The 23939-nt window shown below is 60.5% G+C and carries 22 protein-coding genes and 1 pseudogene; 21 read left to right on the top strand and 2 right to left on the bottom strand.

The window, feature by feature from the left end; translation table 11 throughout:
- Positions 1-6 precede the first annotated feature (6 nt).
- The 14 genes from eda (at position 7) to IF204_RS00915 (ending at position 14301) form a co-directional block, all read left to right on the top strand.
- Positions 7-651, top strand: a complete 645-nt coding sequence (gene eda, locus IF204_RS00980) for a bifunctional 4-hydroxy-2-oxoglutarate aldolase/2-dehydro-3-deoxy-phosphogluconate aldolase (protein ID WP_194093956.1) — start codon at positions 7-9, stop codon at positions 649-651.
- Positions 651-1604 (top strand): shikimate dehydrogenase family protein, encoded by a 954-nt coding sequence (locus IF204_RS00975; RefSeq protein ID WP_228068995.1) that lies wholly within the window; start codon positions 651-653, stop codon positions 1602-1604. Before eda ends, IF204_RS00975 begins: the two co-directional genes overlap by 1 nt.
- A complete protein-coding gene (locus IF204_RS00970) occupies positions 1604-2539 on the top strand; it encodes an NAD(P)-dependent oxidoreductase (protein WP_194093952.1) in 936 nt (311 codons plus the stop codon). The genes IF204_RS00975 and IF204_RS00970 overlap by 1 nt, the downstream gene beginning before the upstream one ends.
- The gene (locus IF204_RS00965) at positions 2529-3407 is read left to right on the top strand and encodes an MBL fold metallo-hydrolase (RefSeq protein ID WP_194093950.1); all 879 of its coding nucleotides are present in this window, start codon (positions 2529-2531) and stop codon (positions 3405-3407) included. Before IF204_RS00970 ends, IF204_RS00965 begins: the two co-directional genes overlap by 11 nt.
- Entirely contained in the window at positions 3368-4240 is an 873-nt protein-coding gene (locus IF204_RS00960; protein WP_194093948.1) for a MurR/RpiR family transcriptional regulator, read from the top strand. The genes IF204_RS00965 and IF204_RS00960 overlap by 40 nt, the downstream gene beginning before the upstream one ends.
- Positions 4241-4447: 207 nt before the next feature.
- Positions 4448-5413: a substrate-binding domain-containing protein gene (locus IF204_RS00955; protein ID WP_322743244.1), complete on the top strand. Its 966-nt coding sequence runs from the start codon at positions 4448-4450 to the stop codon at positions 5411-5413.
- A 69-nt stretch (positions 5414-5482) separates the two neighbouring features.
- Complete coding sequence (locus tag IF204_RS00950) at positions 5483-6976, top strand: sugar ABC transporter ATP-binding protein (RefSeq protein WP_194093946.1); 1494 nt, start codon at positions 5483-5485, stop codon at positions 6974-6976.
- A gap of 14 nt (positions 6977-6990) precedes the next feature.
- Complete coding sequence (locus IF204_RS00945; RefSeq protein ID WP_194093944.1) at positions 6991-7977, top strand: ABC transporter permease; 987 nt, start codon at positions 6991-6993, stop codon at positions 7975-7977.
- Between the two features lie 8 nt (positions 7978-7985).
- Positions 7986-8753, top strand: a complete 768-nt coding sequence (locus IF204_RS00940) for an SDR family NAD(P)-dependent oxidoreductase (RefSeq protein WP_194093942.1) — start codon at positions 7986-7988, stop codon at positions 8751-8753.
- Between the two features lie 90 nt (positions 8754-8843).
- Positions 8844-9455 (top strand): LysE family translocator, encoded by a 612-nt coding sequence (locus tag IF204_RS00935; protein WP_194093940.1) that lies wholly within the window; start codon positions 8844-8846, stop codon positions 9453-9455.
- Positions 9456-9583: 128 nt separating this feature from the next.
- Positions 9584-10135 (top strand): 2OG-Fe(II) oxygenase, encoded by a 552-nt coding sequence (locus IF204_RS00930; RefSeq protein ID WP_194093938.1) that lies wholly within the window; start codon positions 9584-9586, stop codon positions 10133-10135.
- A gap of 218 nt (positions 10136-10353) precedes the next feature.
- Entirely contained in the window at positions 10354-11841 is a 1488-nt protein-coding gene (locus IF204_RS00925) for an FGGY-family carbohydrate kinase (RefSeq protein ID WP_194093936.1), read from the top strand.
- Position 11842: 1 nt separating this feature from the next.
- Positions 11843-13558 (top strand): glycerol-3-phosphate dehydrogenase/oxidase, encoded by a 1716-nt coding sequence (locus IF204_RS00920; protein WP_194093934.1) that lies wholly within the window; start codon positions 11843-11845, stop codon positions 13556-13558.
- Positions 13555-14301 carry a DeoR/GlpR family DNA-binding transcription regulator gene (locus tag IF204_RS00915; protein ID WP_194093932.1) on the top strand — a complete coding sequence of 249 codons (747 nt, stop codon included), beginning with the start codon at positions 13555-13557 and terminating at the stop codon, positions 14299-14301. The genes IF204_RS00920 and IF204_RS00915 overlap by 4 nt, the downstream gene beginning before the upstream one ends.
- Positions 14302-14448: 147 nt before the next feature.
- Here IF204_RS00915 and IF204_RS00910 read toward each other — a convergent pair whose 3' ends face one another.
- Both IF204_RS00910 and IF204_RS00905 read right to left on the bottom strand, forming a co-directional pair.
- Positions 14449-15459 carry a carbohydrate kinase family protein gene (locus tag IF204_RS00910; RefSeq protein ID WP_194093930.1) on the bottom strand — a complete coding sequence of 337 codons (1011 nt, stop codon included), beginning with the start codon at positions 15457-15459 and terminating at the stop codon, positions 14449-14451.
- A 3-nt stretch (positions 15460-15462) separates the two neighbouring features.
- Positions 15463-16440 (bottom strand): hypothetical protein, encoded by a 978-nt coding sequence (locus tag IF204_RS00905; RefSeq protein WP_194093929.1) that lies wholly within the window; start codon positions 16438-16440, stop codon positions 15463-15465.
- Between the two features lie 364 nt (positions 16441-16804).
- Here IF204_RS00905 and IF204_RS00900 point away from each other — a divergent pair.
- The 7 genes and pseudogenes from IF204_RS00900 to IF204_RS00870 all read left to right on the top strand — a co-directional run.
- Positions 16805-17085: pseudogene (locus tag IF204_RS00900) on the top strand (sugar phosphate nucleotidyltransferase); the annotation flags it as partial.
- Positions 17086-17169: 84 nt separating this feature from the next.
- Positions 17170-18329 (top strand): IS3 family transposase gene (locus tag IF204_RS00895; protein WP_194093722.1). Its coding sequence is split into 2 segments (ribosomal slippage): positions 17170-17422 and positions 17422-18329, totalling 1161 coding nucleotides; the frame shifts between segments, so codons are not numbered across the junction.
- Between the two features lie 78 nt (positions 18330-18407).
- Positions 18408-19022, top strand: coding sequence for a phosphoribosyltransferase family protein (locus IF204_RS00890; RefSeq protein WP_194093927.1), 615 nt, complete (start codon positions 18408-18410; stop codon positions 19020-19022).
- Positions 19019-19960, top strand: a complete 942-nt coding sequence (locus IF204_RS00885) for an HAD family hydrolase (RefSeq protein WP_194093925.1) — start codon at positions 19019-19021, stop codon at positions 19958-19960. Before IF204_RS00890 ends, IF204_RS00885 begins: the two co-directional genes overlap by 4 nt.
- A gap of 7 nt (positions 19961-19967) precedes the next feature.
- Positions 19968-20942, top strand: coding sequence for a glycosyltransferase family 4 protein (locus IF204_RS00880; protein WP_194093923.1), 975 nt, complete (start codon positions 19968-19970; stop codon positions 20940-20942).
- Positions 20939-22843 (top strand): glycosyltransferase, encoded by a 1905-nt coding sequence (locus IF204_RS00875; RefSeq protein ID WP_194093921.1) that lies wholly within the window; start codon positions 20939-20941, stop codon positions 22841-22843. Before IF204_RS00880 ends, IF204_RS00875 begins: the two co-directional genes overlap by 4 nt.
- The gene (locus tag IF204_RS00870) at positions 22840-23934 is read left to right on the top strand and encodes a hypothetical protein (protein ID WP_194093919.1); all 1095 of its coding nucleotides are present in this window, start codon (positions 22840-22842) and stop codon (positions 23932-23934) included. Before IF204_RS00875 ends, IF204_RS00870 begins: the two co-directional genes overlap by 4 nt.
- The last annotated feature ends 5 nt before the right edge of the window (positions 23935-23939 follow it).

Genomic DNA, 23939 nt, shown 5'->3' with positions numbered 1-23939 from the left:
GACACTATGACTGTATTTGAAGAACTCGGAACCTACGGCGTCGTGCCGGTCATCGCGATCGACGACGCAAAGGACGCCCTTCCACTCGCCGACGCGCTGCTCGAAGGCGGCCTGCCTGTCGCAGAGATCACATTCCGCACCGCAGCCGCCGCCGACGTAATTGCCAAGATCGCAGCCGAGCGCCCCGAGCTGATCGTCGGCGCGGGTACGATCCTTGATGAAGCGCAGGCAGACGCCGCCAAAGCCGCAGGCGCCTGCTTCGCCCTCGCCCCTGGAATCGACGCAGCAGTGCTGGAGCACGCGGCCAAGATCGGTCTACCCTTCGCGCCCGGCATCATGACTCCGTCGGACCTGCAAATCGCGCTGCGCCACAAGTGCGGCATGGTCAAGTTCTTCCCCGCGATGCCTGCTGGCGGCCCGAACATGCTCAAGAACATCGCCGCGCCCTATGCGCACACTGGCATCGGATTTAACCCGACCGGCGGCGTGACGCTCGATAACCTGTCCGACTGGCTCGCCACTCCGCAAGTCCGCGCAGTCGGCGGCACATGGATCGCCAAGCGCGATGACATCGCCGCTGGCAACTGGGCCCAGATCACCAAGAACGCCCGCGAGGCCGTGGCCCGCGTCAAAGACATCCGGAGCGCATGATGCAATTCACGCCAGCCACCAAACCGACCTTCTACTTCATCGGTGTGACCACCGGAAAATCGTCGATCATAAAGGTGTTCCCGAAATGGGCGGAATACCTCGTACTCGGCGATGTAGAGATCAAGGGCATCGACCTTGTCCCGCACGACACTGCCGAAAACTACCGCGCGACGGTCGAGTTCCTGAAGAACGACCCGCTTTCGCTTGGCGCATTGGTGACAACCCACAAGCTCGATCTGTTCCAAGCCTGCCGCGATATGTTCGATGTGATCGATCCGCACGCCGAACTGATGACAGAGACGTCCTGCCTGTCCAAGCGTGACGGCAAGCTCATCTGCCACGCGAAAGACCCGATCTCCTCCGGCCTCGCGCTGGATGGCTTCCTGCCGGACAACCACTTCGCCGACACCGGCGCAGAGGTGTTTTCGATGGGCGCTGGCGGATCGACCATCGCGCTGACGTGGCACCTAATGCAGAAGTCGCGCGGCGCGAACCGTCCGAGCCGCATCGTTGTGACCAACCGCAGCGCCCCGCGACTCGACCACATCCGCGAAATCCACGAGCAGCTCGATAGCGGCATTCCGTGCGACTACGTGGTTGCCGCGACCGCAGCGGACAACGACGCAGCCATGGCATCGCTCAAGCCCGGCTCTGTCGTGATCAACGCGACCGGCCTCGGCAAAGACGCCCCCGGCTCGCCGCTGACCTTTGACGGCACCTTCCCGCAAAACGGCATCGTCTGGGAACTCAACTACCGCGGCGACCTCGTTTTCCTTGAGCAGGCCGAAGAGCAGAAAGACGCAAAGTCGCTGCAAGTCGAGGACGGCTGGACCTACTTCATCTATGGCTGGACGCAGGTCATCGCAGAGGTGTTCGACGTCGAAATTCCGACCAGCGGCCCCGTGTTCGACGAAATTTCGCACATCGCTGCCGAAGCGACGGGACGCGCATGATGGCCAAGATCCTGATCACGCCCCGCTCGCTCTCCAAAGGCGGCCACCCGATTTTGCACAAGCTCGAAGAAGCAGGCTTCGAGCTCTCCATGCCCTCTCCGGGCGCCACTCCTCGCGAGGACCAGTTGATCGAAGCCATTGACGGCTGCGTCGGCTGGCTCGCAGGGGTGGAACCGGTGACTGACAAGGTAATCGAGGCCGCGAACGACCTGCGGGTCATTTCGCGCAACGGCACCGGCATCGACAACCTGCCGATCGACCTCCTGACCAAGCGCGGGATCAAGGTGTGCCGCGCCGAGGGCACAAATGCGAAGGGCGTGGCCGAACTGGCACTGACCCTCACGCTGTCTAGCCTGCGCGACGTCGTCCCGACACACACAGGAATGCGTAGTGGCGAGTGGCCCCGCCGGATCGGCAAGGAAATCTCTGATACGAAGATCGCCGTGATCGGCCTTGGCGCGATTGGCGCGACCTACGCCAATATGTGCCTCGCTTTGGGAGCCAAAGTACGCGGCTTCGACCCGTTTGCGCCGCAGGATCAGATCGTCCATCCTTCGTTCACGCGCTGCGATTTCGATGCCGCGCTGGAAGGAGCCGAAGTGGTGAGTCTGCACGCCCCGATGCCCAAAGACGGCAGCGCCCTGATGGACGCTTCGGCCCTAAACCGCATGGCCAAAGGAGCCATCGTCGTGAACACTGCCCGCGCGGGCCTCGTTGACGACGACGCGATGCTGGCAGCCATCGAGAGCGGCCAGATCGGCGCTTACGCCACGGACGTCTTCCATTCGGAGCCGCCAGCGCCGAGCGCCCTGCTCCAACACCCCCGAGTACTGACAACGACCCACATCGGCGGCTTCACAACTGCTTCGGTCGATCGCTCCACCCAGCGAGCAGTAGACAATCTGCTCGACGCTTTGGTCAGCCATGCGCATTGAGCGCGGCGCAGCGGAGCTTCCGAAAGCCGGAAAGCCGAGCCTTTATTGGCTCGGCCAAGCCGGTTTCTGGATCGAGACAGGCAAGCACCGCATCCTGATCGACCCCTACCTGTCGGATAGCCTTGCCAAGAAATACGTGGGCAAAAAGAACGACCACGTGCGGATGATGGCACCGCCGATCACGGTCGCGGATTTGCCAAGGCCCGATCTTGTGCTCGTCACGCACGGGCACACCGACCATCTGGACCCAGAGACGCTCGGGCCGCTGCATGAACGGTTCCCTGACCTGCCATTCGTCGTTCCTGCCGCTTGCGAGGCACTCGCTAGAGAACGGGTTGGCGAGGACGCCAAGCTGATCCTGATTGACGCCGACGAAACCATCGAACCGCTCAGTGGTCTGGAAATCACCGCCCTCCCCGCCGCGCACGAAACGCTCGCTCGCAATGACACCGGCCAGCACCTGTTCCTCGGATACGGGATCGCGACCGGCGACCTGCGCATCTATCACTCGGGCGACAGCATTCCCTTCGACGGCCTGTCCGAGCGCGTCAAAGCGTTTGCGCCCGATATCTGCCTGCTGCCCGTCAACGGCCGCGATGAACGGCGCGCGTCCGAGGGCATCCCCGGCAACTTCCACTTGCACGAAGCTATCGCGCTAGCTGCCGACTATCCCTTTCTCGTTCCGCATCACTTCGGTATGTTCGCGTTCAACACGATTGAACCGGACGTCATCGACAAGGCCGCCGCGGAACAGACCTCTCTTCGAGTGATCCGCCCAACGCCGGGAGAATGCCTGTCCATTCTGACCGAGAAGGCGAGCGAAGAGACATGGACCAGATCAACCGCAGCTCCGACGACAACCTCCTAGAAGATATCGTCCGCCTACAGGACGATCTGCGGAAGTCCGATCGCCGCGTGGCCGAAGTGGTTCTCAGCAATCCCGAAGGCGTCGTCGCCATGACCCTCGCAACGCTCGCCAAAACGGCGGGCGTCAGCGAACCGACCGTGATCCGCTTCTGCACGGCTATCGGCTGCGACGGCTTCCGCGATATGCGGGTCAAACTCGCGCGTTCGCTCGCCTTTGCACGCACGACGTCCCACACGGCGATCACGGACGAGGACAGCCTCGACACGATCATCACCAAGGTGTTCGACTACAACCTGTCGAACCTGAACTGGGCGCAGAGCAAGCTGAACCACAGCCACCTCGAAAAGGCCGTTGCGGCACTGTCGAAGGCAAAGCGGATCGAGTTCTTCGGCTTCGGCGCATCGGGCATTGTGGCCCGCGATGCCCAGCAGAAGTTCCCGCTGTTCGGTGTGCCTTGCGGCGCGCCGTCGGACTCGCACCAGATGTTCATGACGGCGGACATGCTTGGCGAGGGAGACGTTGCGGTCGCGATCTCCAACACCGGCCAGACCAAGGACATTGTCGAGACCATGCGCGTCGCCCGCGAGCGCGGTGCGCACACCATCGGAATCACCGGCGAAGACGGTAGCCCCCTGCTCGCCAACTGCGACACGCATCTGGTGGTCGAGACGCTGGAAAACACCGACCTCTACACCCCGACCGTTTCGCGCCTGTCGCATCTTGTAGTGATCGACATCCTGTCGACGGCAGTGAGTCTCCAGCGCGGCACAAATCATCACGCCCGCATCGGCGAGATGAAAGAAGGCCTGACCCGCCTGCGTGGAAACGCCTGAAACCGCGTCACCTCTTGCGTTCATTAACCAGTAATTTCGGTAGTAAAATTACCCGAAACAACTGTGCCTCACACGATTTATGTAGTTTTGCTATATTTTTGTGTAGTAAATTCCGTCATATTTGTTGACCGGTATACTGTTTAGTATTAAAACTACCAAATTAGAGGGAGGCAGAGGAGCTTCCCCGCAAAAACTGGGAGGAAATCCGTGAAATTTCTGAAACTCACTACCGCTTCGTCCGTCGCTGCAATTCTGATGGCTGGCGCAGCTTCTGCGGATGATTGCACCATCGGTATTTCGATGAAGACCCTCGACGCTCCGTATTTCGCAGCGCAGGACGTTGCCGCTCGCAAGCGCGCCGAAGAAATCGGCTGCACCCCGATCTCGGCTGACGCAGGCAACGACCTGAACAAGCAGGTTTCGGACGTTGAAGACCTCGTCGCTCAGGGCGTCGACGCGCTGATCATCAACGTACGTGACAGCCAGGGCCTCGTCCCCGCGATCAACGCTGCCGCCGCTGCTGGCATCCCCGTCATCGCCATCGACAGCTCGGTCGATGCGTCGGCGAACATCGTCACCCTCGTCCAGTCGTCGAACACCCAGAACGGTATGCTCGTCGGCCAGTGGCTCGCAGACGAGACCGCAGGTCAGGACCTGAAAATCGCGCTTCTCTCGGGCGATCAGGGCAACGAAGTCGGCCGTGAGCGTCGCCTCGGCGTTCTCGCGGGCCTCCTCGAAGGTCAGCTTCAGAACCAAGGCCACGCGAGCTTCGAAGTTGTCGCTCAAGGCTGGGGTGGCTGGGGCAACGAAGGCGGCCTGACCGCTATGGAAGACATCCTCACCGCACATCCGGACGTGAACATCGTCCTCGGCGAGAACGACTCCATGCTTCTGGGTGCCCGCAACGCACTGCGCGCCGAAGGTCTGGAAGATCAGGTCATGCTGGTCGCCGCTGCTGACGGACAGAAAGAAGCTCTCGAGTTGATCGAAACCGGCGAATACGGCGCGACCGGCCTCAATAACCCCGCAGTTGTTGCAGCGACCGCAGTAGACATCGCGAAGGGCGTCATCGACGGCCAACTGACCGACGTGCCGTCGATCACCTACACCGAACCGGCTGTCATCACCCAAGACAACGTGGGCGATTACTACGACCCCGAAGCCGTTTTCTAATCGCACTCCGGTCCGGGCGGGCAGCACTTCGCCCGGACCATCCGCGACAACCAAACGGAGGGTGACATTATGGCCGAGATCGTAAGACTACGCGGCATCCACAAATATTTCGGTGGAGTTAAGGCGCTTCAGGGCGTCGATTTTGATTTGAGGGAGGGCGAAGTTCACGCTCTCGTCGGCGAAAACGGGGCCGGAAAGTCGACCCTGATGCGCGTTCTGGGCGGGGAGCACACACCCACCCATGGAACCGTTTCGATCGACGGGAAAGAGATCCGCTTCGCCAACCCGCAGGCAGCGATCGACGAAGGCATCGTCGTCATTCACCAAGAGATGGCTTTGGCCGGTGATCTGACGGTGGCCGAGAACATTTTCCTCGGCGAGCTTCCGGGTTTCATCAACTGGCCCGACCTGCGCCGCCGCGCACGTACGCTGATCCAGAGCCTCGGCTTCGACATTTCTCCTGATGCGCTTGCCGGTTCCCTCTCCGTTGCCCACCAACAGATTGTCGAAATCGCGAAAGCGCTTTCGAAAAATGCCCGCGTGATGGTTTTTGACGAACCGACCGCTGTTTTGTCGGTTCAGGACGCCCAGCGCCTGCTGGCGATCATCGAAGGACTGCGCGCCAAGGGCGTCGCGGTCATCTATATTTCCCACCGCCTCGACGAGATCATGCAGATTTCCGACCGCGTGACTGTTCTCAAGGACGGCAGTTCGGTTGAAACGCTGGACCGCGAGCGACTGTCAATTGATGACATGATCCGCCTGATGGTCGGGCGTCCGCTGTCTGACCTATTCGGCGAAGACGTGGACCGCCCCGTTGGCGCGGAAGTTCTGCGACTGGAAAACTTGGGTCGCGGGACGGCTGTCCGCAACGCATCGCTCACCGTCCATGCAGGCGAAATCGTCGGCATCGGCGGACTTGTCGGCGCGGGACGGACTGAGCTGATGCGTTTGATCTTCGGCGCTGACAAAGCAGACACCGGCAGCGTTTACCTCCACGGCAAGAAGCTGAAACTCCGCCAGCCCAAGGACGCGGTGAAAGCAGGCATCGGCCTCGCGCCCGAGAGCCGCAAGGAACACGGCGTGATCCTCGAAACGGCGATCCGCATCAACTCGACAATGGCGCGCTTGAAACCGCTGACCGGCCCACTCGGCATCATCCGTGGCCGCAAAGAACACGAGACCGCCGAAAAGCTGGCGAAGGCACTGCGCCTCAAGGCTGGCAGCATCGACGATCCGGTGTCCTCCCTGTCGGGCGGCAACCAGCAAAAAGTCGTTCTGGCCAAGTGGTTCCACGCGGACGTCGACCTGCTGATCTTCGACGAGCCCACACGCGGTGTCGATGTCGGCGCAAAGTCGGAAATCTACGCCCTGATTAAACAGTTTGCCGCAGAGGGACGCGCCGTTCTCGTTGTGTCGTCCGAGCACCACGAACTGTTCGGCCTGTGTGACCGCGTGATCGTCATGCGCGAAGGCGAACTGACTGGCGAACTGACCAAAGACCAATATTCCGAGGAAAATCTACTCAAGCTCGCGATGCCCGGCGTCGGCGACGCAGCCTGAGAGGAGGAGCGACCATGACCACTATCGAACTCGAACCGCAGAAATCGCAGCGCAAGCTGTCCGCCCGCCTGCCCGACCTGATCCACTCGGTCGGTCCGGCGATTATTCTGCTGGCACTGCTCATCTTCGCGACGTGGATGTCGGATGTATTCCTGTCCCAACGCAACCTGTTCAACGTGCTGCGCCAAGTCGCAGGCATCGGCCTGATGTCGGTCGGTATGCTTTTCGTGATCCTGACGCGCGGCATCGACCTTTCGGTCGGCTCTGTTGCTGCGCTCGGCTCCGTCATCGCGGCTGTCCTGATCCAGGAATACGGCACCGGCATCGCACTGGCCGCCGCTGTCGGCACCGGCATCGCTTGCGGTCTGCTGTCGGGCGCGCTCGTCGCGTTTCTCAAGTTGCCGCCGTTCGTCACCACCCTCGCCGTCATGACCATCGCACGCGGCTTCGCCCTGATCGCATCGAGCGGCCAGCCGATCCGCATGGGGAGCGCGGGTGAACTGATCACCGAATTCGGTGTTGGCCGCTTCGCGGGCGTACCCTACCCCGTTATCCTGATGATCGCCGTTTTCGTCATCGCCGGCCTGACCCTACGCTTCACCCGCTTTGGTCGCATGGTCAAAGCCGTCGGCTCCAACTCCGAAGCCGTGCGCCTCTCGGGCATTTCCATTAGCAAGTATGAAGTGTCGGTCTACGCCATATCCGGCGGCCTCGCGGCGTTGGCTGGTGTGATCTCGACCTCGCGCACTGGCATCGGCTCGGCTACGATCTCTGTCGGCGCGGAGCTGGACGCCATCGCGGCGGTCGTCATCGGCGGCGCGAGCCTTCTGGGTGGACGCGGCGGCGCGATTAACACGTTTATCGGCGTTGTCATTCTGGGCGTAATCGCCAACCTTATGAACCTCGCCAACGTTCCCGGATATCACCAGCAGGTATTCATGGGAGTCATCATCATCGGCGCCATGCTTCTGCAATACGGCACCTCCGCCCTCAAACGCTGAGACCTGACATGTATCTCGAAAAATTCTCGATCACCGGCAAACGCGCACTTGTCACCGGCGCAGCACGCGGCATCGGCGCGGCCATCTCCGAAGCGCTCGCCGAAGGCGGTGCCCACGTCATTTTAACCGACATGGGCGACGCGGCCGAAACCGCCGCGCAGGCTCTGCGTGACAAGGGCTATTCGGCCGAGGCCGCCACGCTCGACGTCACCAACCGTGAGGCGGTGGATGCGCTGGCCGCCAAGGTCGAAGCTGAAGGCGGGCTCGATATCCTCGTGAACAACGCTGGCATCGCGATCTCCAACCATCCGGCAGAGAACATGTCGGACGAGGTCTGGAACAAGGTCATCGACGTGAACCTCAACGGTGTTTTCTGGTGCTGCCGCGCCTTCGGGCGCGTGATGCTCAAGCGCGGAAGCGGTTCGATCGTCAACATCGGCTCCATGTCCGCAGACATCGTGAACCGCCCGCAGGAACAGGCGAACTACAACTCGTCCAAGGCCGCCGTCCACCACCTGACCCGCTCGCTTGCGGCGGAATGGGCGTCGCGCGGGGTCCGCGTCAACGCGGTTGCGCCGACCTACATCGAGACCGAGATGAACACGTACGTCTATGAGAACGAAGAGATGTACCGCCACTGGATCGGCGGCACTCCGATGGCCCGCATGGGCAAGCCCGAAGAGGTCGCATCGGTCGTTCTCTTTCTCGCCTCCGAAGCGGCGAGCCTCATGACAGGCTCTATCGTACAGGCCGACGGCGGCTACACTTGCTGGTAACGCGAAAGCCCCTCCCCTCGACTTAAGCGTTTACCAAAAGCAGACCGTCACCTAGCGTGCTCCCGTAACCAGTTTGCGGGAGCATTTTTTATGACCATCGAATACCTCGTGACCGCCTTCATCATGTGCCTCGCACCGGGCATCGGCGTGATCTACACCCTGTCGTCTACGCTCGGTAGCGGTCTGCGCGCAGGGTTCTGGGCGTCGGTCGGCTGCACGCTGGCTACGGTGTTCCATTTGGCCATTGCTCTCGCGGGCCTTGCAGCGATCCTTCACACCAGCGCGGTTCTATTCCAGACGATCAAGTTTGCGGGCGTGGCCTACCTGCTCTGGATGGCGTGGGCGGTCATCAATGATCGTGGCGGACTGTCGGTGAAACCAGCAGAGCCCGAACCCGCCGCCCGCCTCGTCTCGCGCGGCATTCTGCTGAACATTTTGAACCCCAAGATCCCGCTGTTCTTCGTTGCGTTCATTCCGCAATTCGTTCCGGCAGGCAGCTCGTTCGGACTGCTAGTAGAGCTAGGCTTCGGATTCACCACTATGACCTTTGTGGTTTTCATGGGCTATTCGTTGCTCGCCGCAACGGGCCGCCAGCGCCTTTTGCAAAGCGAGCGCGCGATGAACTGGCTGCGCCGCGCCTTTGCGGCATCGTTTGCCGCACTCGGCCTCAAGCTCGCGCTTGAAAGCACATCAAACGCCTGATTGCGTCATACAATGTCGCAAACTGGCGCTTCAATTGCGACCATTCAAGTGGTCGCAATCCACGAAGATTTGCAACGCCAGAGTGAGTAGCAAACGCGTCTACGATTCTTCCATTGCCGAGTAACGCCATGCTTAGCCCGCTCACCATCAGCGCCATGTTTTCCGACACCGAATGCGACGAGATCATCCGTCTCGCCATGGCCGAAGGTCCGCGCGAGGCAGGCCTCGTACGCGGTCGCCAGAACGAAAACATCCGCACAGCGCGTATTTCGTGGCTGGACGAGACAGGCGATGCAGCATGGGTTTTCGATCGCGTAATGTCGACCGTTGCCAGCGCCAACCGCGAGCACTTCGGCTTTGATCTGACCGAATTTGCAGAGCGCTCGCAGGTCGCAATCTACGAGGCCGACAACGACAGCCACTTCGACTGGCATTCGGACATCGGCGCGGGGACCTTCGCGGAGAAACGCAAACTGACGCTCGTCGCGCAACTCAGCGATGCGGCCGACTATCAGGGCGGCCTGTTGGAACTGAACGGCACGGGTCAGGTCGAAACCGCCGCGACCGAACGTGGCGGCGCGACTCTATTCCCCAGCTTCGTCCCTCACCGCGTGACCAACGTGACCGACGGGATTCGCTACTCGCTAACCACTTGGGTGCATGGTCCGGCGTTCCGCTGAGCGCTTGGCTAAACAAAACTGACAGGCCGCCGCGAGAAATCGCCGGCGGCCTTTTTGTTTGGAACTGAAATGTATCCAGCGAAACAGAACGTTAGCCGACACAAAGCACCTGAGAACATCCAACGTGTAATTTTTGCAACATAAATTTGTAACATTTTTCTTGTTACATTTGGTCACATACTCCATCTTCCACCCCGAAAGGCTGAGGAGGACAGGCCATGACCACGTATCTGATGGGGCTCGATAGCGGGCTGACAGTCACCAAAGCCGTCATCTTTCGGGAGGACGGATCGGTCGTGGCCACCGGCAAATGCGGCGTCCCGCAGATCAAGGACCGCCCGCATTTCGTCGAGCGCGATATGGAGGCCCATTGGCACGCCGTCGCCCAAGCCATCCGCGAGGCGCTGACCCTCGCAGCCGAGGCCGAGGGACAGCGCGTCATGCCATCCGCTGTGTCGGTGTCGGGCCACGGAGACGGCGTCTACCTGATCGACCGTGAGGGCCAACCGCTCGGCCTTGCGGCAACCTCGCTCGACAGCCGCGCGCAAAAGATTGTCGAGGAATGGGACGCCGACGGCACGTCTGACAAAGCGCTCTCGTTGACGGGGCAGCGTCCCTTCCCCGCCGCGCCGTCTTCGCTGCTCGCCTACTGGAAACGTAACGAGCCAGAGCGTTATGCGGCGATCGGATCGATTCTGTCTTGCAAAGACTGGATGCGGTTCGCGTTGACCGGAAAGGCCGCGACGGATTTCACCGAAAGCAGCGTCAGCTTCGTCGATGTGAAAACGCAGAAATATTCGGACGAGGCGCTTGCGCTCTACGACCTGACCGAGATGCGCCACGCCCTGCCCGAGGTACTGCTGCCCAATGAAGTCGCAGGCTACGTGACGGTCGAGGCCGCGGCACTCACCGGCCTCGACGAAGGCATTCCGGTCGCCACCGGCCTTCATGACGTCATCGCTTGCGCGGTTGGCGCGGGCGTCACGGGCTCGGGCACGCTCGCGGTCATCGCAGGCACCTATTCGATCAACGAACAGTTCCGCGACAAACCGGAAACCCACCCCGATTGGCTTTGCCGCAACGGCCTTTACCCAGGTCAGTGGTACAATATGTCGATTTCGCCCGCCTCAAGCGCGACGCTCGACTGGTTCCTTGGACAGACCGCCAAGGACGCGCTGGCGACTGACGATCCGTTCGGACTGCTGCAAGCGGAACTCGACGCTGTGGCTGTCGACCCGTCCGAGGTGATCTACCTGCCCTACCTCTACGGCTCGCCCCATCGCAACGACGTGCCTGGATCGTTCATCGGAATGCGCGGATGGCACAATCGCGGGCACCTGCTCCGCGCGGTGGGCGAAGGCATCGCGTTCAATCATCGGCACCACGTTGACATCCTCGACCCCGAACGCACCACCGAACACCTGCGCCTCACTGGCGGGAGCAGCCGCAATCCGTACTTCGCCCAGATTTTCGCGGACGCGATGAACCGCAAGATCGAAGTCCCTGAAACGATGGAGACCGGCGCGCTTGGCGCTGCGATCTGCGCGGGACTTGCAATCGGCACCTATTCCGACTGGGCGGACGCGGCAGCGCGCACGTCCAGCACCACCCTCACTTACGAACCCGACGCCCAGCGCCTTTCTGCGCAGTGGGCCAGATATCAGGAGGCCGCACGGACCATTGCGGCGCTCCACGAAAGGATTTGAAATGACCCGCACACGCGATGATTTGCTCGCGAAGCTCCGCACCATGACCCACACACCCGTCCTCATCGTGGGCGGCGGCATCAACGGCATGGGTACTTTCCGCGATCTCGCCCTACAAGGCGTTCCGAGCCTGCTGGTCGAGCGCGGCGACTTCTGCTCGGGCGCCAGCCGCGCCCCGTCTCGTATGATCCACGGCGGCATTAAGTATCTGGAGAACGGCGAGTTCCGCCTCGTGAAGGAAAGCGCCCACGAACGGAACCGCCTTCTCTCCAACGCGGCGCACTACGTGCACCCATTGGAGATGGTCCTGCCGATCCATTCGTGGACCGCCGGCATCATTCCCGCGATCAAGCGCTTTTTCAAAATGCCCGCGAAAGTCACCCAGCGCGGCGCGGCTGTGATCAAAGCGGGCCTGACGGTCTACGATATCTACGGCGCGAATGATCGCGTCATGCCCCGCCACCGGATGATCTCGCGCGGGGATGCCCTGCACGAAATCCCCGACCTCGACCCGAAGATCGTCGCCGCCGCGTCCTATTATGATGCGTGGATCACCTCGCCCGAGCGCCTGACTGTCGAACTGGCGCTGGACGGCATGGATGCGTGCGACGGCAGCGTGGCCCTGAACCACCTGTCGTTCGATGGTGTCGAAGACGGCAAAGCGGTTCTGCGTGACGCCCTCAGCGGTGAGGTCTTCCGCATCGGCTGCGATATCATGGTGAACGCCGCTGGCGCGTGGATCGACGGCGTGAACGATGCCGCTGGCGGCGCGAAAAAGATGATCGGCGGCAACAAGGGCAGCCACTTGCTGCTTGATCTGCCTGTGCTGGCCGAGCGCCTTCATGGCCGCATGGTCTACTTCGAGGTTGCCGAAGGGCGACTCTGCCTGATCTCGAACTTCATGGGCCACGTTCTGCTCGGCTCCACCGACATTCCCGTGACCGACCCTGACTCCGTAGTTTGCGATGACGAGGAAACCGATTACCTGCTCGGCGCGCTCCGCACCGTGTTCCCCGAGGTGAAGGCCACCCGCGACGACATCTTCTTCAGCTACGCCGGCGTGCGCCCCCTACCCGCCAGCGATGCGACCGATCCCGGCAAGGTCAGCCGCGACCACTCGATGCCCGAAGTTGCGCCGACCGCAGACCGCCCGTTCCCCGTGATCGCGCTGGTCGGCGGCAAGTGGACGACTTTCCGCGCCTTCGCAGCAGAGGCGACCGACGCGGTGCTTGGCAAGCTCGGCAAATCGCGCAAGACCCACACCGATTACCTGCCGATCGGCGGCGGTCGCGGCCTGTCGCGCAAAGCTGCCCCGACCGAAGAACTGATCAGCGAAGTCGCCGCAATGGGCGCAACCCACGCCCGCGCTGCGCGTCTGGTCGCCTGCTACGGCTCGCGCGCAAAAGACATTGCCGCCACCTTTGACGGGCCGGAAACCTTCCTCGCCACCCTGCCGCAAGTGTCCCGCGAGGAGCTGGCGTTCATCGTCAATCACGAGGTCGCAGCTACCGCCGAGGACGTTCTGTTCGGGCGCAGCGCCCTGTTCCTCGAAGGCCCGCAGCCGCGCGGCGCATTGACTGAACTTGTGCAAACCCTCGCCACCATCTGCGGTTGGGACACGGTGCGCATCGCTAAGGAAGAAGCCGCGCTGGTCGAACGCTATCGCCGCCACCATCGCATCGTGTTCGCAGACAACGGCCAGCCGGAATTCGCATGAGCTCTGACGACCGCCGCCGCGATATCCTCGAACAATTGCTGGCGCATGGCACCGTCCAGTCGGCGGATATCGAGCGCCGCCACAAAGTGAGCCGCATGACGGTTCACCGCGACCTCGACGCGCTCGTAGCCGAGGGTTGGGCGGCACGGGTACGCGGCGGTATCACGGTGTCGGGCGATCCGTCTTTCGAAAGCGATTACCGCTTCCGCGCCATGCAATCGCTGCCTGAAAAGGCCCGCATGGCAAAGGCAGCGGCAGCGCTGGTGAAGGACGGGATGACGGTTGGCCTCGGCTATGGATCGACGGTCGCGACGGTCGTCCCGCACCTCGCCCAGCGCAGCGGAGTGACGGTGGTGACGGGTTCTTTGCCCATCATTGAGGCCGTCGCGCAGATCCCACAGATCAACCTCGTGGTCGTCGGCGGAACGCTGATCCGGCGCTTCGCGGGGCTCTTCGGTCCATCTGCCGAAGATGCCTACAAAACGCTCTTGCTGGATCTCTGCATCCTGTCCTCCGCCGCCGCGACACTGCCGGATGTGTTTCACCCCGACGAACAGGTCGTTGCTGCGAAACGCGGCTTGCTGAAGGCCGCCAACAAGAGCGTCCTGATGATGGGCCACAGTAAGCTAAACGGCCGCGCGCTACATCGACTCTGCGGCTTGGACGAGATCGATACTCTGATTACCGATGCTCCGCTGTCCGATCAGGCGCCCACCGGAGATACGCAAATTATTGTCGCCTAACACATCCGATCAAAAACGCTCATCGTGATGGGGAATTTGAGAGTTGTGAGTGCGTTGCCTCTCACGAGGTTAAGTCATCAGCTTATCCGGCCTGTGCATCTCAACGGTAACACCATCCGCAGAGGGGCGAGGCAATGGCGGACCGCGCTATGCCTCCCGCCACCCCCACTGCTGCGCAAGATCGAGGCATTCAGCCACCGTACCGACCGTTGTGTAGGTGCCAACCGAGCGCAGGCACGCCGCAGCGGTCGCGTGGCCGAGCTTCAGGGCGTCCTGCCCTGACCAGCCTTCATGGATGCCATACTGGAAACCGGCGGCGAACGCGTCGCCCGCTCCGTTCGCGCCTTTGCGGTCTTCATCGCGGACTTTGACCGAAGGCTGGAAAACCTCGGTGCCGTCGCGGGTGACGAGGACGGCTCCACTCGTGAAATGGACGGCGACGAGGTCCATCGCGCCTTTGGCCAGCACATCGCGCGCAGCCTCGAAAACCGCGGCCACATCTGTAACGCCATCATCGACGGTCTGGCGCCTGGCGAGCGCTCCGATTTCGAAATCATTGACGACGAGCGTGTCGAGGTACTGCAGACACGGCAGACCGACCTCGCGGATTTTCTCCTCGGGGCTTGCGACGAATTCGAAGTTGGTCTTGAGCCCCGCCGCCTTGGCCTTGCGCAGAACAGCCACCCAACCGTTGGCGTCGTCACCCCACGGCGCATCCATCCGTTTATGGATGCCCGGCAGGCCGAGGTGCAGGACCTTCGCGCTGCAATCGCTGAAGTCGAAATGGTCCGGCGTCAGCAGATCCGCCGCAGCGAAGAACAGGATGTGCGTCCGCCGCCCCGTCTGGGTCGAAACGTAGGCGTCGGTCATTTGCGTTTGCGCGTCGGCCGTCCGGTGCAGCCCTTTTCTGTCGATGCCATACTCGTCGGCAATACCTATCAGGAAATCGCCCATCTCTCCCGCGCCGATCAGACCTTGGGTCGCAACCGGCATCGTGGGATCGAGTTTGCGGATATCGACCGCGAAATTACAACCGCACCCGCCGCCCGCGAGTTCGACATTCCGCACCACTGCGGCCATGTCTTCCTTGGGCCAGCTATCGACCGTGATATTGCGGTCGACGCACCATGTTCCGGCGGTCACAAAGCCTTTGCGCATGGGTCACACGTTTGGCTTGAGGATGCTTTCCGAAATCACGAGATCGTCCTCCAGCGAACGCATCGGCGAGATGCCTGCCGTTTGCAGATCGCCGTGGAACGCCTTCACGCCTTCTTCGCTGGTGATGCCCTCTTCGAGCACACGGCGCATGGCTTTGACCATCAGCACGGAGTCCTCGGAATAGTAGATCTTGCGCCCGAACAGCGCGACGCGCGCGCCGTATTTCTCGGCCTGACGGATCAGTTCGAGGCAATCGCGGGTCGTGCCCGCTCCACCGCCAAGGATACCGAAGATCAGGTTCTCGGGATCGTAGCCCGCAATTTCTTCGGTCGCGGCGGGACCGTTATAGACCGCCTTGAGGAACGCCGGACGCTCATGACGCGACACACCGGCAAGGCAGCGCACGATCATGTCGTTGTTGTAGGTCGCGAAATCGCCATTGGTCTCGACAGGAATTTGCGGATTGAACACTTCAAGGAAGTAATTCACGCCCTCGGCCGACGCCTCATTGCGGAATTTCACAAACTCTTCGAGCGTCTGATGATCGCGCTCCAGATCGTTGTAGAACGTCACTGAATAAAGGCCGAGCGGCGCGACGGGCTTCACACGATCCAACCGCGCAGAGCGGAAGTTCTTCATCTGATGCTTGGGGTACGAGCCCCCGCGCACATGCCAGATGTCTGTCGTATCATTGAGGCGCACCGCAGGCGTAACGTCCGATTTATGGAACAGCCCCTCCGACTGCATCACTTCGGCCGAGGAGAGCGACATCAGCATGATGTCGACCAGACCGGACTTCGTCACCTTCATCATGTCGTCACGATAAGCGCGCAGCGGCTTCATCTTGCCGTCCGGCCCCTTGCCTGGCGTGGCACAGCCAAACGCCATGTCGCCATCCTTGGCATCCGCAATGATAAAGTCCGTCGGGGTATATTTCCCCGCACGAATGGCAGCCAATTTCCGATCAAGACTCTTACGCATGAAAAACTCCTCCGTTAGCGAGAGGTTATACCAGTCAAACGGGAATGCTAGGAGGAAGACCTACGACGAAAGTAGGAAGCGTAGCCATCACGGCGCAGCCATCCAAAACGGTATGGCCACGCCGTCGTGCGAACGATTCCCTTAAGAGTCATGCAACAAAATCCGCGCTTCAGACGTATAACCGACAACCCACGCACGCGTTGCAATGCTGCACATGCAGCAACTCTTGGTGGCAATCATGCGCAGAAAACGCGCAAAACAGCACAACTGGCGAATTTCTAGGCACACCGAAAGTTGATTGTCTTGTATTCGACATGCTTGCCGACTATCCGATCAGTATATTTTAGTTACGTTTGGATATCCCATGATTACTCCCGTCATCCTGTGCGGCGGCTCCGGGACTCGCCTCTGGCCCCTCTCTCGCAAATCCTATCCGAAGCAGTTCGTCCCCTTGGTCGGAGACAAGACGCTTTTCCAAGGGTCTGCATTGCGGATGGCCAGCGACGCGTTCGCGAAGCCCGTTGTCATTACGAACAGCGACTTCCGTTTCATCGTGACCGAGCAACTGCAGGAAGTCGGAATTGATCCGGGCGCTATCCTCATTGAGCCCGAAGGCGCAATACGGCCCCTGCTGTTCTTGCCGCGATCAGTGACCTGCCCCCAAGAAACTGGGCCATTCAAAAGGAGAGTTTGTTCTCGTAACGTTCGAAGCAACGAGGAGAACAAAGAATGCGTAAATCACGTTTCACGGAAGAACAGATTGTCCGGATTTTGCAGGAATATACGGCCGGGGCGAAGGTCGCGGAGCTGTGTCGCAAGCATGGCATGTCGGATGCGACGCTCTACAAGTGGAAGAGCCGGTATGGGGGCATGCAGGTTTCCGAACTGCGCCGCCTGAAAGATCTGGAAGCCGAGAACGCTGAACTCAAGCGGCTTCTGGCGGATGCCATGCTCGACAATTCGGGTCTGAAAGGGCTGCTGGCAAAAAACTCCTGACGCCTGCACACCGCCGGGATGCCGTGAAGACGCTGATGGCGGATCATCAGTTCACGGAGCGGCGGGCGTGCAGGCTGGTCGGGATTTCGCGGTCGAGCCTGGCCTATCGGGCACGGCCAGACCGCCATGTGCGACTTCGAGAACGCCTGATCACTCTTTCAGGCAAACACAGGAGGTATGGTTATCGCATGCTGCATGCCAAGCTTGTCCGCGAGGACTTCAAGGTGAACGTGAAGGTCGTCGAGCGCCTCTATCGGGAGGAGCGCCTATGGCTGCGCCGGACGAAGCGCAAGAAGATCCCGCGCGAGGCGCGTGAGGGCAGTTGGTGCCCGATCGCTGCCAACCAGCGTTGGTCGCTCGACTTCACCAGCGATGCGTTGGCCAATGGCCGGAAGTTCCGCACCGCCAATCTCAAGGACGATTGCACCCGCGAATGCCCGGTGATCGAGGTGGACTTTTCTCTGCCTGGTGAGCGGGTTGTGGAAATGCTGGAGCGGGTTGCCCGGGAGCGAGGATACCCCGATATCCTGGTCGTTGATAACGGCCCGGAACTTCGTGGTCGGGCCATGGACAGATGGGCCGATGATCACGGCGTGCAGCTGTATTTCATCGACCCGGGGAAACCTACGCAGAATGCTTACATCGAGAGCTTCAACGGGCGGTTCCGCGAGGAATGCCTGAACCAGCACTGGTTCACGAGCATCGGTGAAGCCCGAGAGATTATCGAAGAATGGAGGGCCGATTACAATACGGAACGCCCGCACAGCAGCTTGAAGTATCAGACGCCGGAGGAGTTCGCCGCAGCGCGGCCCTTCGACAAAACGCAATGGGCACCGACGCTTGAGCTACCTGATGGCTCCGCGCCTGCGCCCATTGCTCACGCAGCCGAATGATGGCACACAAAAGGGGAACAGGCTCTTCTCACAAGTGGCCCTGAGAAAAGGGGCAGGTCATGGCTTTAGGAGTTTGCTATGAAACCGGTTATTACGTTGAATCATGACTCGCTCGCGAGTGAAATGAACCGAATGTGGGCCTCTGTAGTTGAACGCTTCGGCCCCCCTGACCTCATAGTAGGAGTTGCGACAGGAGGCGAGATTTGCGCGCGGTTGTTGGAAAACGTAGCTGATGTGCCAATCCTCGCTTGTGCGATGCGAAGGGCGAGCACTTCAGCAAAATCCCGTGGCGTTTCGAAATGGAGCTTGAACAAGCTGCCTTATGTTCTGTCCAACAAGCTGCGCCAGCTTGAGGACATCTTGCTTGAGCGCCAGGACAGCAGGCAAAGAAATATAGTTGATCATCAAGCAACTCAAAAGTTGCTTGATGACGCAGCTGTGGTAAGCGCACATCTCCAAAATCGAGGTGGCAGTAGAATTCTTGTGATCGACGATGCAGTCGACAGCGGACGAACCCTCAAACTTGTAGTTGAGTCAATCCGCGCCAACCTGCCGCATAACATCGAGATTATAACGGCAGTGGTGACACACACACGTGCAAATTCATGCTACGAACCCGATATTGCACTCTACAGAGAGACGCTTTGCCGGTTTCCTTGGTCCTATGATTTTCGCGGAACATCAAAGGTATGATCGACGTTTTGCGACCTGACGTGCGGACAATTGTGTTTTGTGATCTGGACGGAACCCTTGTACTTGACAATTCTTTCCATCAATTCTTGTCAGTTATTTGGAAGAATGCAGGTGCTTGGGAACGCTTCAGGTTTCTGTTGCTGCTCGCGCCACGTATTCTTGGCCAATTCGGTGGTGGTCATGAAGCGATGAAGCGGCGGACTCTTAGCTGGTTCGCGGCTTGGCCCGATGCCCGACGTAGAGCAGTCATCGACGAGACCCTCAGCCGGCTTGAGCGGACAACTTCAGCGCCAGTGCTGACTGGGCTTGCTAGGCTCCGCGACGACGGAGCGCAGATTATCCTCGCAACCGCTGCCCCCGACCTTTACGCCGCACCGCTTGCTGCAAGTCTGGGTGCGAGTTGCCTTGCAACCCGGTCCTCCGTCGGTCCCGACTGGCACGAACTGCTGGGCACGCGCAAGGCCGAAGCTGCGGCTCGGCTGATTGAAGCCGACGAAGACCCTGCCGGGGTGCGGGTCGTGGTTCTGACCGATCATTCTGATGACTTACCGTTGTTGCGTCTTGCCGACGAGGCTGTGATCCAAGCGCCAACGCAGAGCTTCGCAGCCATGGCGGCGGAGCTTACCGCGACCGGCGCACGCCCCCTCCTATTCCACATCGACCCCTTGGAACCCCAAGATGGCGGCGGTCATTGGCTCTGGATCGACGACCGGCCCTGGGGCCCCCACGACGATTGGGAAGTCCGGACGGTATTGAGCAAGCATCGTCACGCTCTGCTTTATGCCGGCAATGGTCAATGGCGGCGGATCGGGCCGGGCAAGCCTCTAGTCCCCACAACCTTGCGACGCGACTGCCCGCGTCCGCCTGGGTCTCGGGCTCGCCTCACAACAGCGATAAGGCGCAAAATATTGCGCGACGCGTTCGGCATCTATCATTGAGGGACACATGAAATCTGATCGTATCACCGTCGTTGCCGAATACCACGATGCCCCCGCAGAGGGGATCAACGTTGTATCGAAGACACTAATTGACGACTTGCGAGCCGCCGGTCACGATGTGTCGGTCGTCTCACCTTGGCGGCTCTTGCGCAGCCTGCCCCAGCTCATCTTAGATCGTGCTGCACTTACGGTCTTCACCCATGGTCCGGGACCACGCACGGTTCTGGCGACCCGTTTACTTCGCCTCATGTCTCCTACCCGTCTTGTCTGGGTTGCGACCCGACCCGACCTCGCTCGCCTGCCTGGCAGACTCAAGGGCAAGCGCACGGCTCATGCGGTGATTTGCAATCAGCCCCGCGCTGACCTCGCCGAGGCCGCGCCGGACGCCGAGGTCATTGTACAGCCCATCGGCATCGCGCCGGACCGACTGACAGGCACTGGAGTACGTATGTGGCCAGAATTGGCCACGCGCAATGTCCCAATCGCGGTTCACGTCGGGCACCTGCGCGCCACGCGAGGGCTTGATCGGCTGATCGAGACCAAGGCATTGCTGGGTAACCAAATCGAAATAGTGGTCGTCGCGAGTCCCTATTTTGAGCCCGACCCAGATGTTCAGGAGCGCCTCGAAAGGGCAGGCGTTTGGGTCGAGCGTGGCTTTATTCCGGCAATCGCGGATGTCTATCGTTCCGCCGACCTTTACCTATTCCCGGCCCCACCCGAAGCAGAGGGCGCAATTGAGCTACCACTAAGCGTGATCGAGGCAATTGCTTGCGGTCTACCTATAGTTTCGACCCCCTTTGGTGCCCTGCCACGCGCCCTCGAAGCCGTCACAGGGGTGCATTTTACAAAGTCGACGAACTTTGCCGACACCGTCGCCAAGACCCTCTCCGCCGAGCCCAGGGAGATCCCTGCAGGCCTGCCCCAACATCTTGACGCCCATCGGCTCGCCGAACGCGTCCTTGAAATACTGAAGGCCCTATGACCCGACACCTAATTTGCATAATCGGCACCGACGGTAGTGGCAAAACCACGCTAAGCGATGCCGTAGTCGAAGTCTTGCAGACCCGTGGCGAAAGTGCTGAGCGTGTTTGGCTTGGAGCAGAGAGCTTCCTTATGAAGCCGGTTCGAGGGCTGCTGCGTCTTGCTTGGGGTAAACGGCGCGGCAAGAAACCGGCCTCCGCACCAAAGCAAGGCGACGGCTCGCAGCGTACTGACTATGCGGCCGAGATCGCACGGAAAAACGCGCTGGCACGCAAATACGGATGGGCTACAAGGTTCTACATCGCTCTCGTCTGGGCCGACTACCGGCTCCAGCTCGCGCTGAAACGCTGGCGCCATCGCGCGGCGGATACGATAGTTGCCGATAGGTATCTTTTCGATGTCGCGATCAACATCGGCCTCACCGTTGGCTGGTCCCCAGACGAAGTGGTCTCATTTGTCCGCACCCGCCTAGGCAGGCTCGCTCTTCCTGAGATGCGGGTGTTTTTGCGGGTTTCCCCCGAGGTCTCGCTCCAGCGCAAAGACGACATTTTCGACATCGACTACCTACACTTGCGTTTTAGCTATTACGAGGCAATCGCGCGCGCTTTCGGCTTTGTCGAGCTGGACGGCACTCTGCCGATTGCCGACAACCGTGATTGGTTGCTGGGCGAGCTGGCCGCCGAACGGGCCCGGCCGTACGTACTCTATGTCCATGCAAATAACACAGATATCGGCGGGGCCGACAAGGTATTGGCTCTAATGGCCGAACACATGCGTGATCATGGCCGGCCCGAAAATGGCAACCGGGTTGCGGTTTGCGTCCGGCTCCAGACCGCCATCGTTGACCGGTATGCCGAGGTCGGAATTCCAGTGATTCATCATCCTTTCGAGCGCCCGCAGGTGTCGCGGGGAATCGGCGGGCTGATACGGCTTGCGCTTGCCTCGCCCCTCACACTCGTTTTTTTCTGGCGGCTGTTTGGGCGTGAAAGACCCGACATCGTACACATCAATGACCTTTACGACTTTCTCCCCGCCTTGGCCGCGCGTCTGCGGGGGGTTCCTGTCGTCTGGCACATCCGAATGATCATCACGCATGACCGGATGCGCGCTGCTTTCGCGCGGGTGGTGGCCAAGTTGGCACCGGTCTCGGTCTCGGTGTCACGCGCCGTGCGCGATCACTATTTCCCGACCCCAGTAGCTGGACATGAAGCGCTGGTGATACATGACCTTGGCAATGCGATGTTGATTGCCAACGATCACAACCCATCGGTGACAGCGTCGCGCCCCGAAGGTTTGCCCGAGCACGGCCTACTCGTTCTGATGGTCGGCCGGATCGAGCCTTGGAAGGGCCAGGATGTCTTTATTGAGGCGGTGCGGCGTTTGCCGGCATCCTTGCGCGAAGGCAATGTCTTTGCTCTTGCCGGTGGAGGCGTCGAGGCAAAGGAAAACTATCTAGCCGAGATCAGAAGCTCCGCCGCCAAGGAAGAAATCATTATGCTGGGAAGTAGGGATGACGTACCCGTGCTAATGTGTGCGGCGGATGTGTCGGTCCACGCATCGACCAAGCCCGACCCTTTCCCGGGCGTAGTGATCGAAAGCTTGCTTGCCGGAGCCGCGACCATTGCTGCCGGCGCTGGGGGTGCAGTAGAGATGATCGACGACGGTGTTCACGGGCGGCTGACACCGCCGGGCGATGCCGCCGCCCTTTCGGCCGCACTCGAAGACTTTTTGACCGCCGATGCGCGTCCACGGGCGCGGTTCGGTGCCACTGCCCGCGCCCGCGCCCTCGGTCTGGTCAACGCACGGGTAGTCGATGCCGCAATTGAAAAGGTCTATGACCGCCTTGCCCAGCCCAAGCTGGCCAAGGCCTTGCCTGCCAGATCAGAAAAGGATGACGAATGAGCACGAAAGCAGAGAAATCGAGATTGATCTACCAAACCATCGGCTGGCCGATCGGCACTGGGACGGTCACACCGAAACCTGAAGAGCTCGAAGAGATTACCGAATTTGCCTTCAAGAGCCGTGTCGGTCTATTATTCCTCGACGAATGCGTCAATCGCGGCGTTGCCCTTGGACCGAAGGCACTGGAGCTTCATGGCTCGCTTATGGCCCGCCGGCGCGAAACCGACAGGGTCGTGGCCAAGCTTGCCCGTCGCCTCGATGAGGTTGCAAAGGGCGAATGGACCTTGTTCAAGTCGATCAAGCCTTTCGCGTCAACCCCAAACGACACCGACTGGTTTCCCTTCGACGCCAAGCGTCACAAGGCGCTGATCGATCATCTCTGCGCGCCCGGTGGGGGTTTCAAATGGATGGAGACCGCACCGCGCCAGACCACCCTAATCGAAGAAGGTGGCGACGGTGTGACAGATACCACCAAGAAGGGCGGAATATATTACATCGACTGCTATGTCGCGCCGTCGACTGATTATTTCATTTATCTAGATCCGCGCCGGATGCGTGGCTACACCGAGATTCTAGAAATTGCAGGCTATTCCGTACCGATCCTGCAACCCCACGCCGAACTTACATCGATCCTTTTCCACAATGTCTTTCCTGAAAAAAGCTTCAACATCGAGAGCTACTATCTCGTCAAGCGGTACCTTGACCTGATGGAGGAGCGGGGAACCATCGACTCCTTTGTCGATGTGTGCCGTGAACAAAAGGTCGAATACGCCGCGGCGGTGAACCTTGCTCTCGCGCGTGACATTGACGCGGCACAATTCGCAATCACCGACCCGCGCATAAACAGGATCCTTGACCAGCTTGGCTTTAGTGACCTGAAGATCAAGGGCTTCGACCCAACAGGGGCTTTTCCCTACGAGTTCCCCGCCTCCGTCTTCTGGCGAGCCTTTGCTTCAAAACAACGCGACCGGACCTCGTTTCTTTCCACGCTCAACCAGTTCGTCCACATGCTAAACCCAGTGTTCTTCGCCGATGTGGTCCGGATCGTCTGGCGAAGAACAGTCAAGGGCGGCGTCTATGAACAGAACTAACCGAA

The sequence above is a fragment of the Marivivens aquimaris genome (genome assembly GCF_015220045.1).
GTDB lineage: Bacteria > Pseudomonadota > Alphaproteobacteria > Rhodobacterales > Rhodobacteraceae > Marivivens > Marivivens aquimaris.
Note: the sequence above shows the minus strand (reverse complement) of the source record. Positions and strands in the feature narration are given on the sequence as shown.

Coding starts and splice junctions, on each gene's coding strand:
- IF204_RS00915 (WP_194093932.1), top strand. CDS start 13,555: ATGAGCTCTGACGACCGCCGCCGCGATATCCTCGAACAATTGCTGGCG.
- IF204_RS00945 (WP_194093944.1), top strand. CDS start 6,991: ATGACCACTATCGAACTCGAACCGCAGAAATCGCAGCGCAAGCTGTCC.
- eda (WP_194093956.1), top strand. CDS start 7: ATGACTGTATTTGAAGAACTCGGAACCTACGGCGTCGTGCCGGTCATC.
- IF204_RS00870 (WP_194093919.1), top strand. CDS start 22,840: ATGAGCACGAAAGCAGAGAAATCGAGATTGATCTACCAAACCATCGGC.
- IF204_RS00925 (WP_194093936.1), top strand. CDS start 10,354: ATGACCACGTATCTGATGGGGCTCGATAGCGGGCTGACAGTCACCAAA.
- IF204_RS00970 (WP_194093952.1), top strand. CDS start 1,604: ATGGCCAAGATCCTGATCACGCCCCGCTCGCTCTCCAAAGGCGGCCAC.
- IF204_RS00890 (WP_194093927.1), top strand. CDS start 18,408: ATGAAACCGGTTATTACGTTGAATCATGACTCGCTCGCGAGTGAAATG.
- IF204_RS00975 (WP_228068995.1), top strand. CDS start 651: ATGCAATTCACGCCAGCCACCAAACCGACCTTCTACTTCATCGGTGTG.
- IF204_RS00905 (WP_194093929.1), bottom strand. CDS start 16,440: ATGCGTAAGAGTCTTGATCGGAAATTGGCTGCCATTCGTGCGGGGAAA.
- IF204_RS00880 (WP_194093923.1), top strand. CDS start 19,968: ATGAAATCTGATCGTATCACCGTCGTTGCCGAATACCACGATGCCCCC.
- IF204_RS00935 (WP_194093940.1), top strand. CDS start 8,844: ATGACCATCGAATACCTCGTGACCGCCTTCATCATGTGCCTCGCACCG.
- IF204_RS00875 (WP_194093921.1), top strand. CDS start 20,939: ATGACCCGACACCTAATTTGCATAATCGGCACCGACGGTAGTGGCAAA.
- IF204_RS00950 (WP_194093946.1), top strand. CDS start 5,483: ATGGCCGAGATCGTAAGACTACGCGGCATCCACAAATATTTCGGTGGA.
- IF204_RS00965 (WP_194093950.1), top strand. CDS start 2,529: ATGCGCATTGAGCGCGGCGCAGCGGAGCTTCCGAAAGCCGGAAAGCCG.
- IF204_RS00930 (WP_194093938.1), top strand. CDS start 9,584: ATGCTTAGCCCGCTCACCATCAGCGCCATGTTTTCCGACACCGAATGC.
- IF204_RS00960 (WP_194093948.1), top strand. CDS start 3,368: ATGGACCAGATCAACCGCAGCTCCGACGACAACCTCCTAGAAGATATC.
- IF204_RS00920 (WP_194093934.1), top strand. CDS start 11,843: ATGACCCGCACACGCGATGATTTGCTCGCGAAGCTCCGCACCATGACC.
- IF204_RS00910 (WP_194093930.1), bottom strand. CDS start 15,459: ATGCGCAAAGGCTTTGTGACCGCCGGAACATGGTGCGTCGACCGCAAT.
- IF204_RS00940 (WP_194093942.1), top strand. CDS start 7,986: ATGTATCTCGAAAAATTCTCGATCACCGGCAAACGCGCACTTGTCACC.
- IF204_RS00885 (WP_194093925.1), top strand. CDS start 19,019: ATGATCGACGTTTTGCGACCTGACGTGCGGACAATTGTGTTTTGTGAT.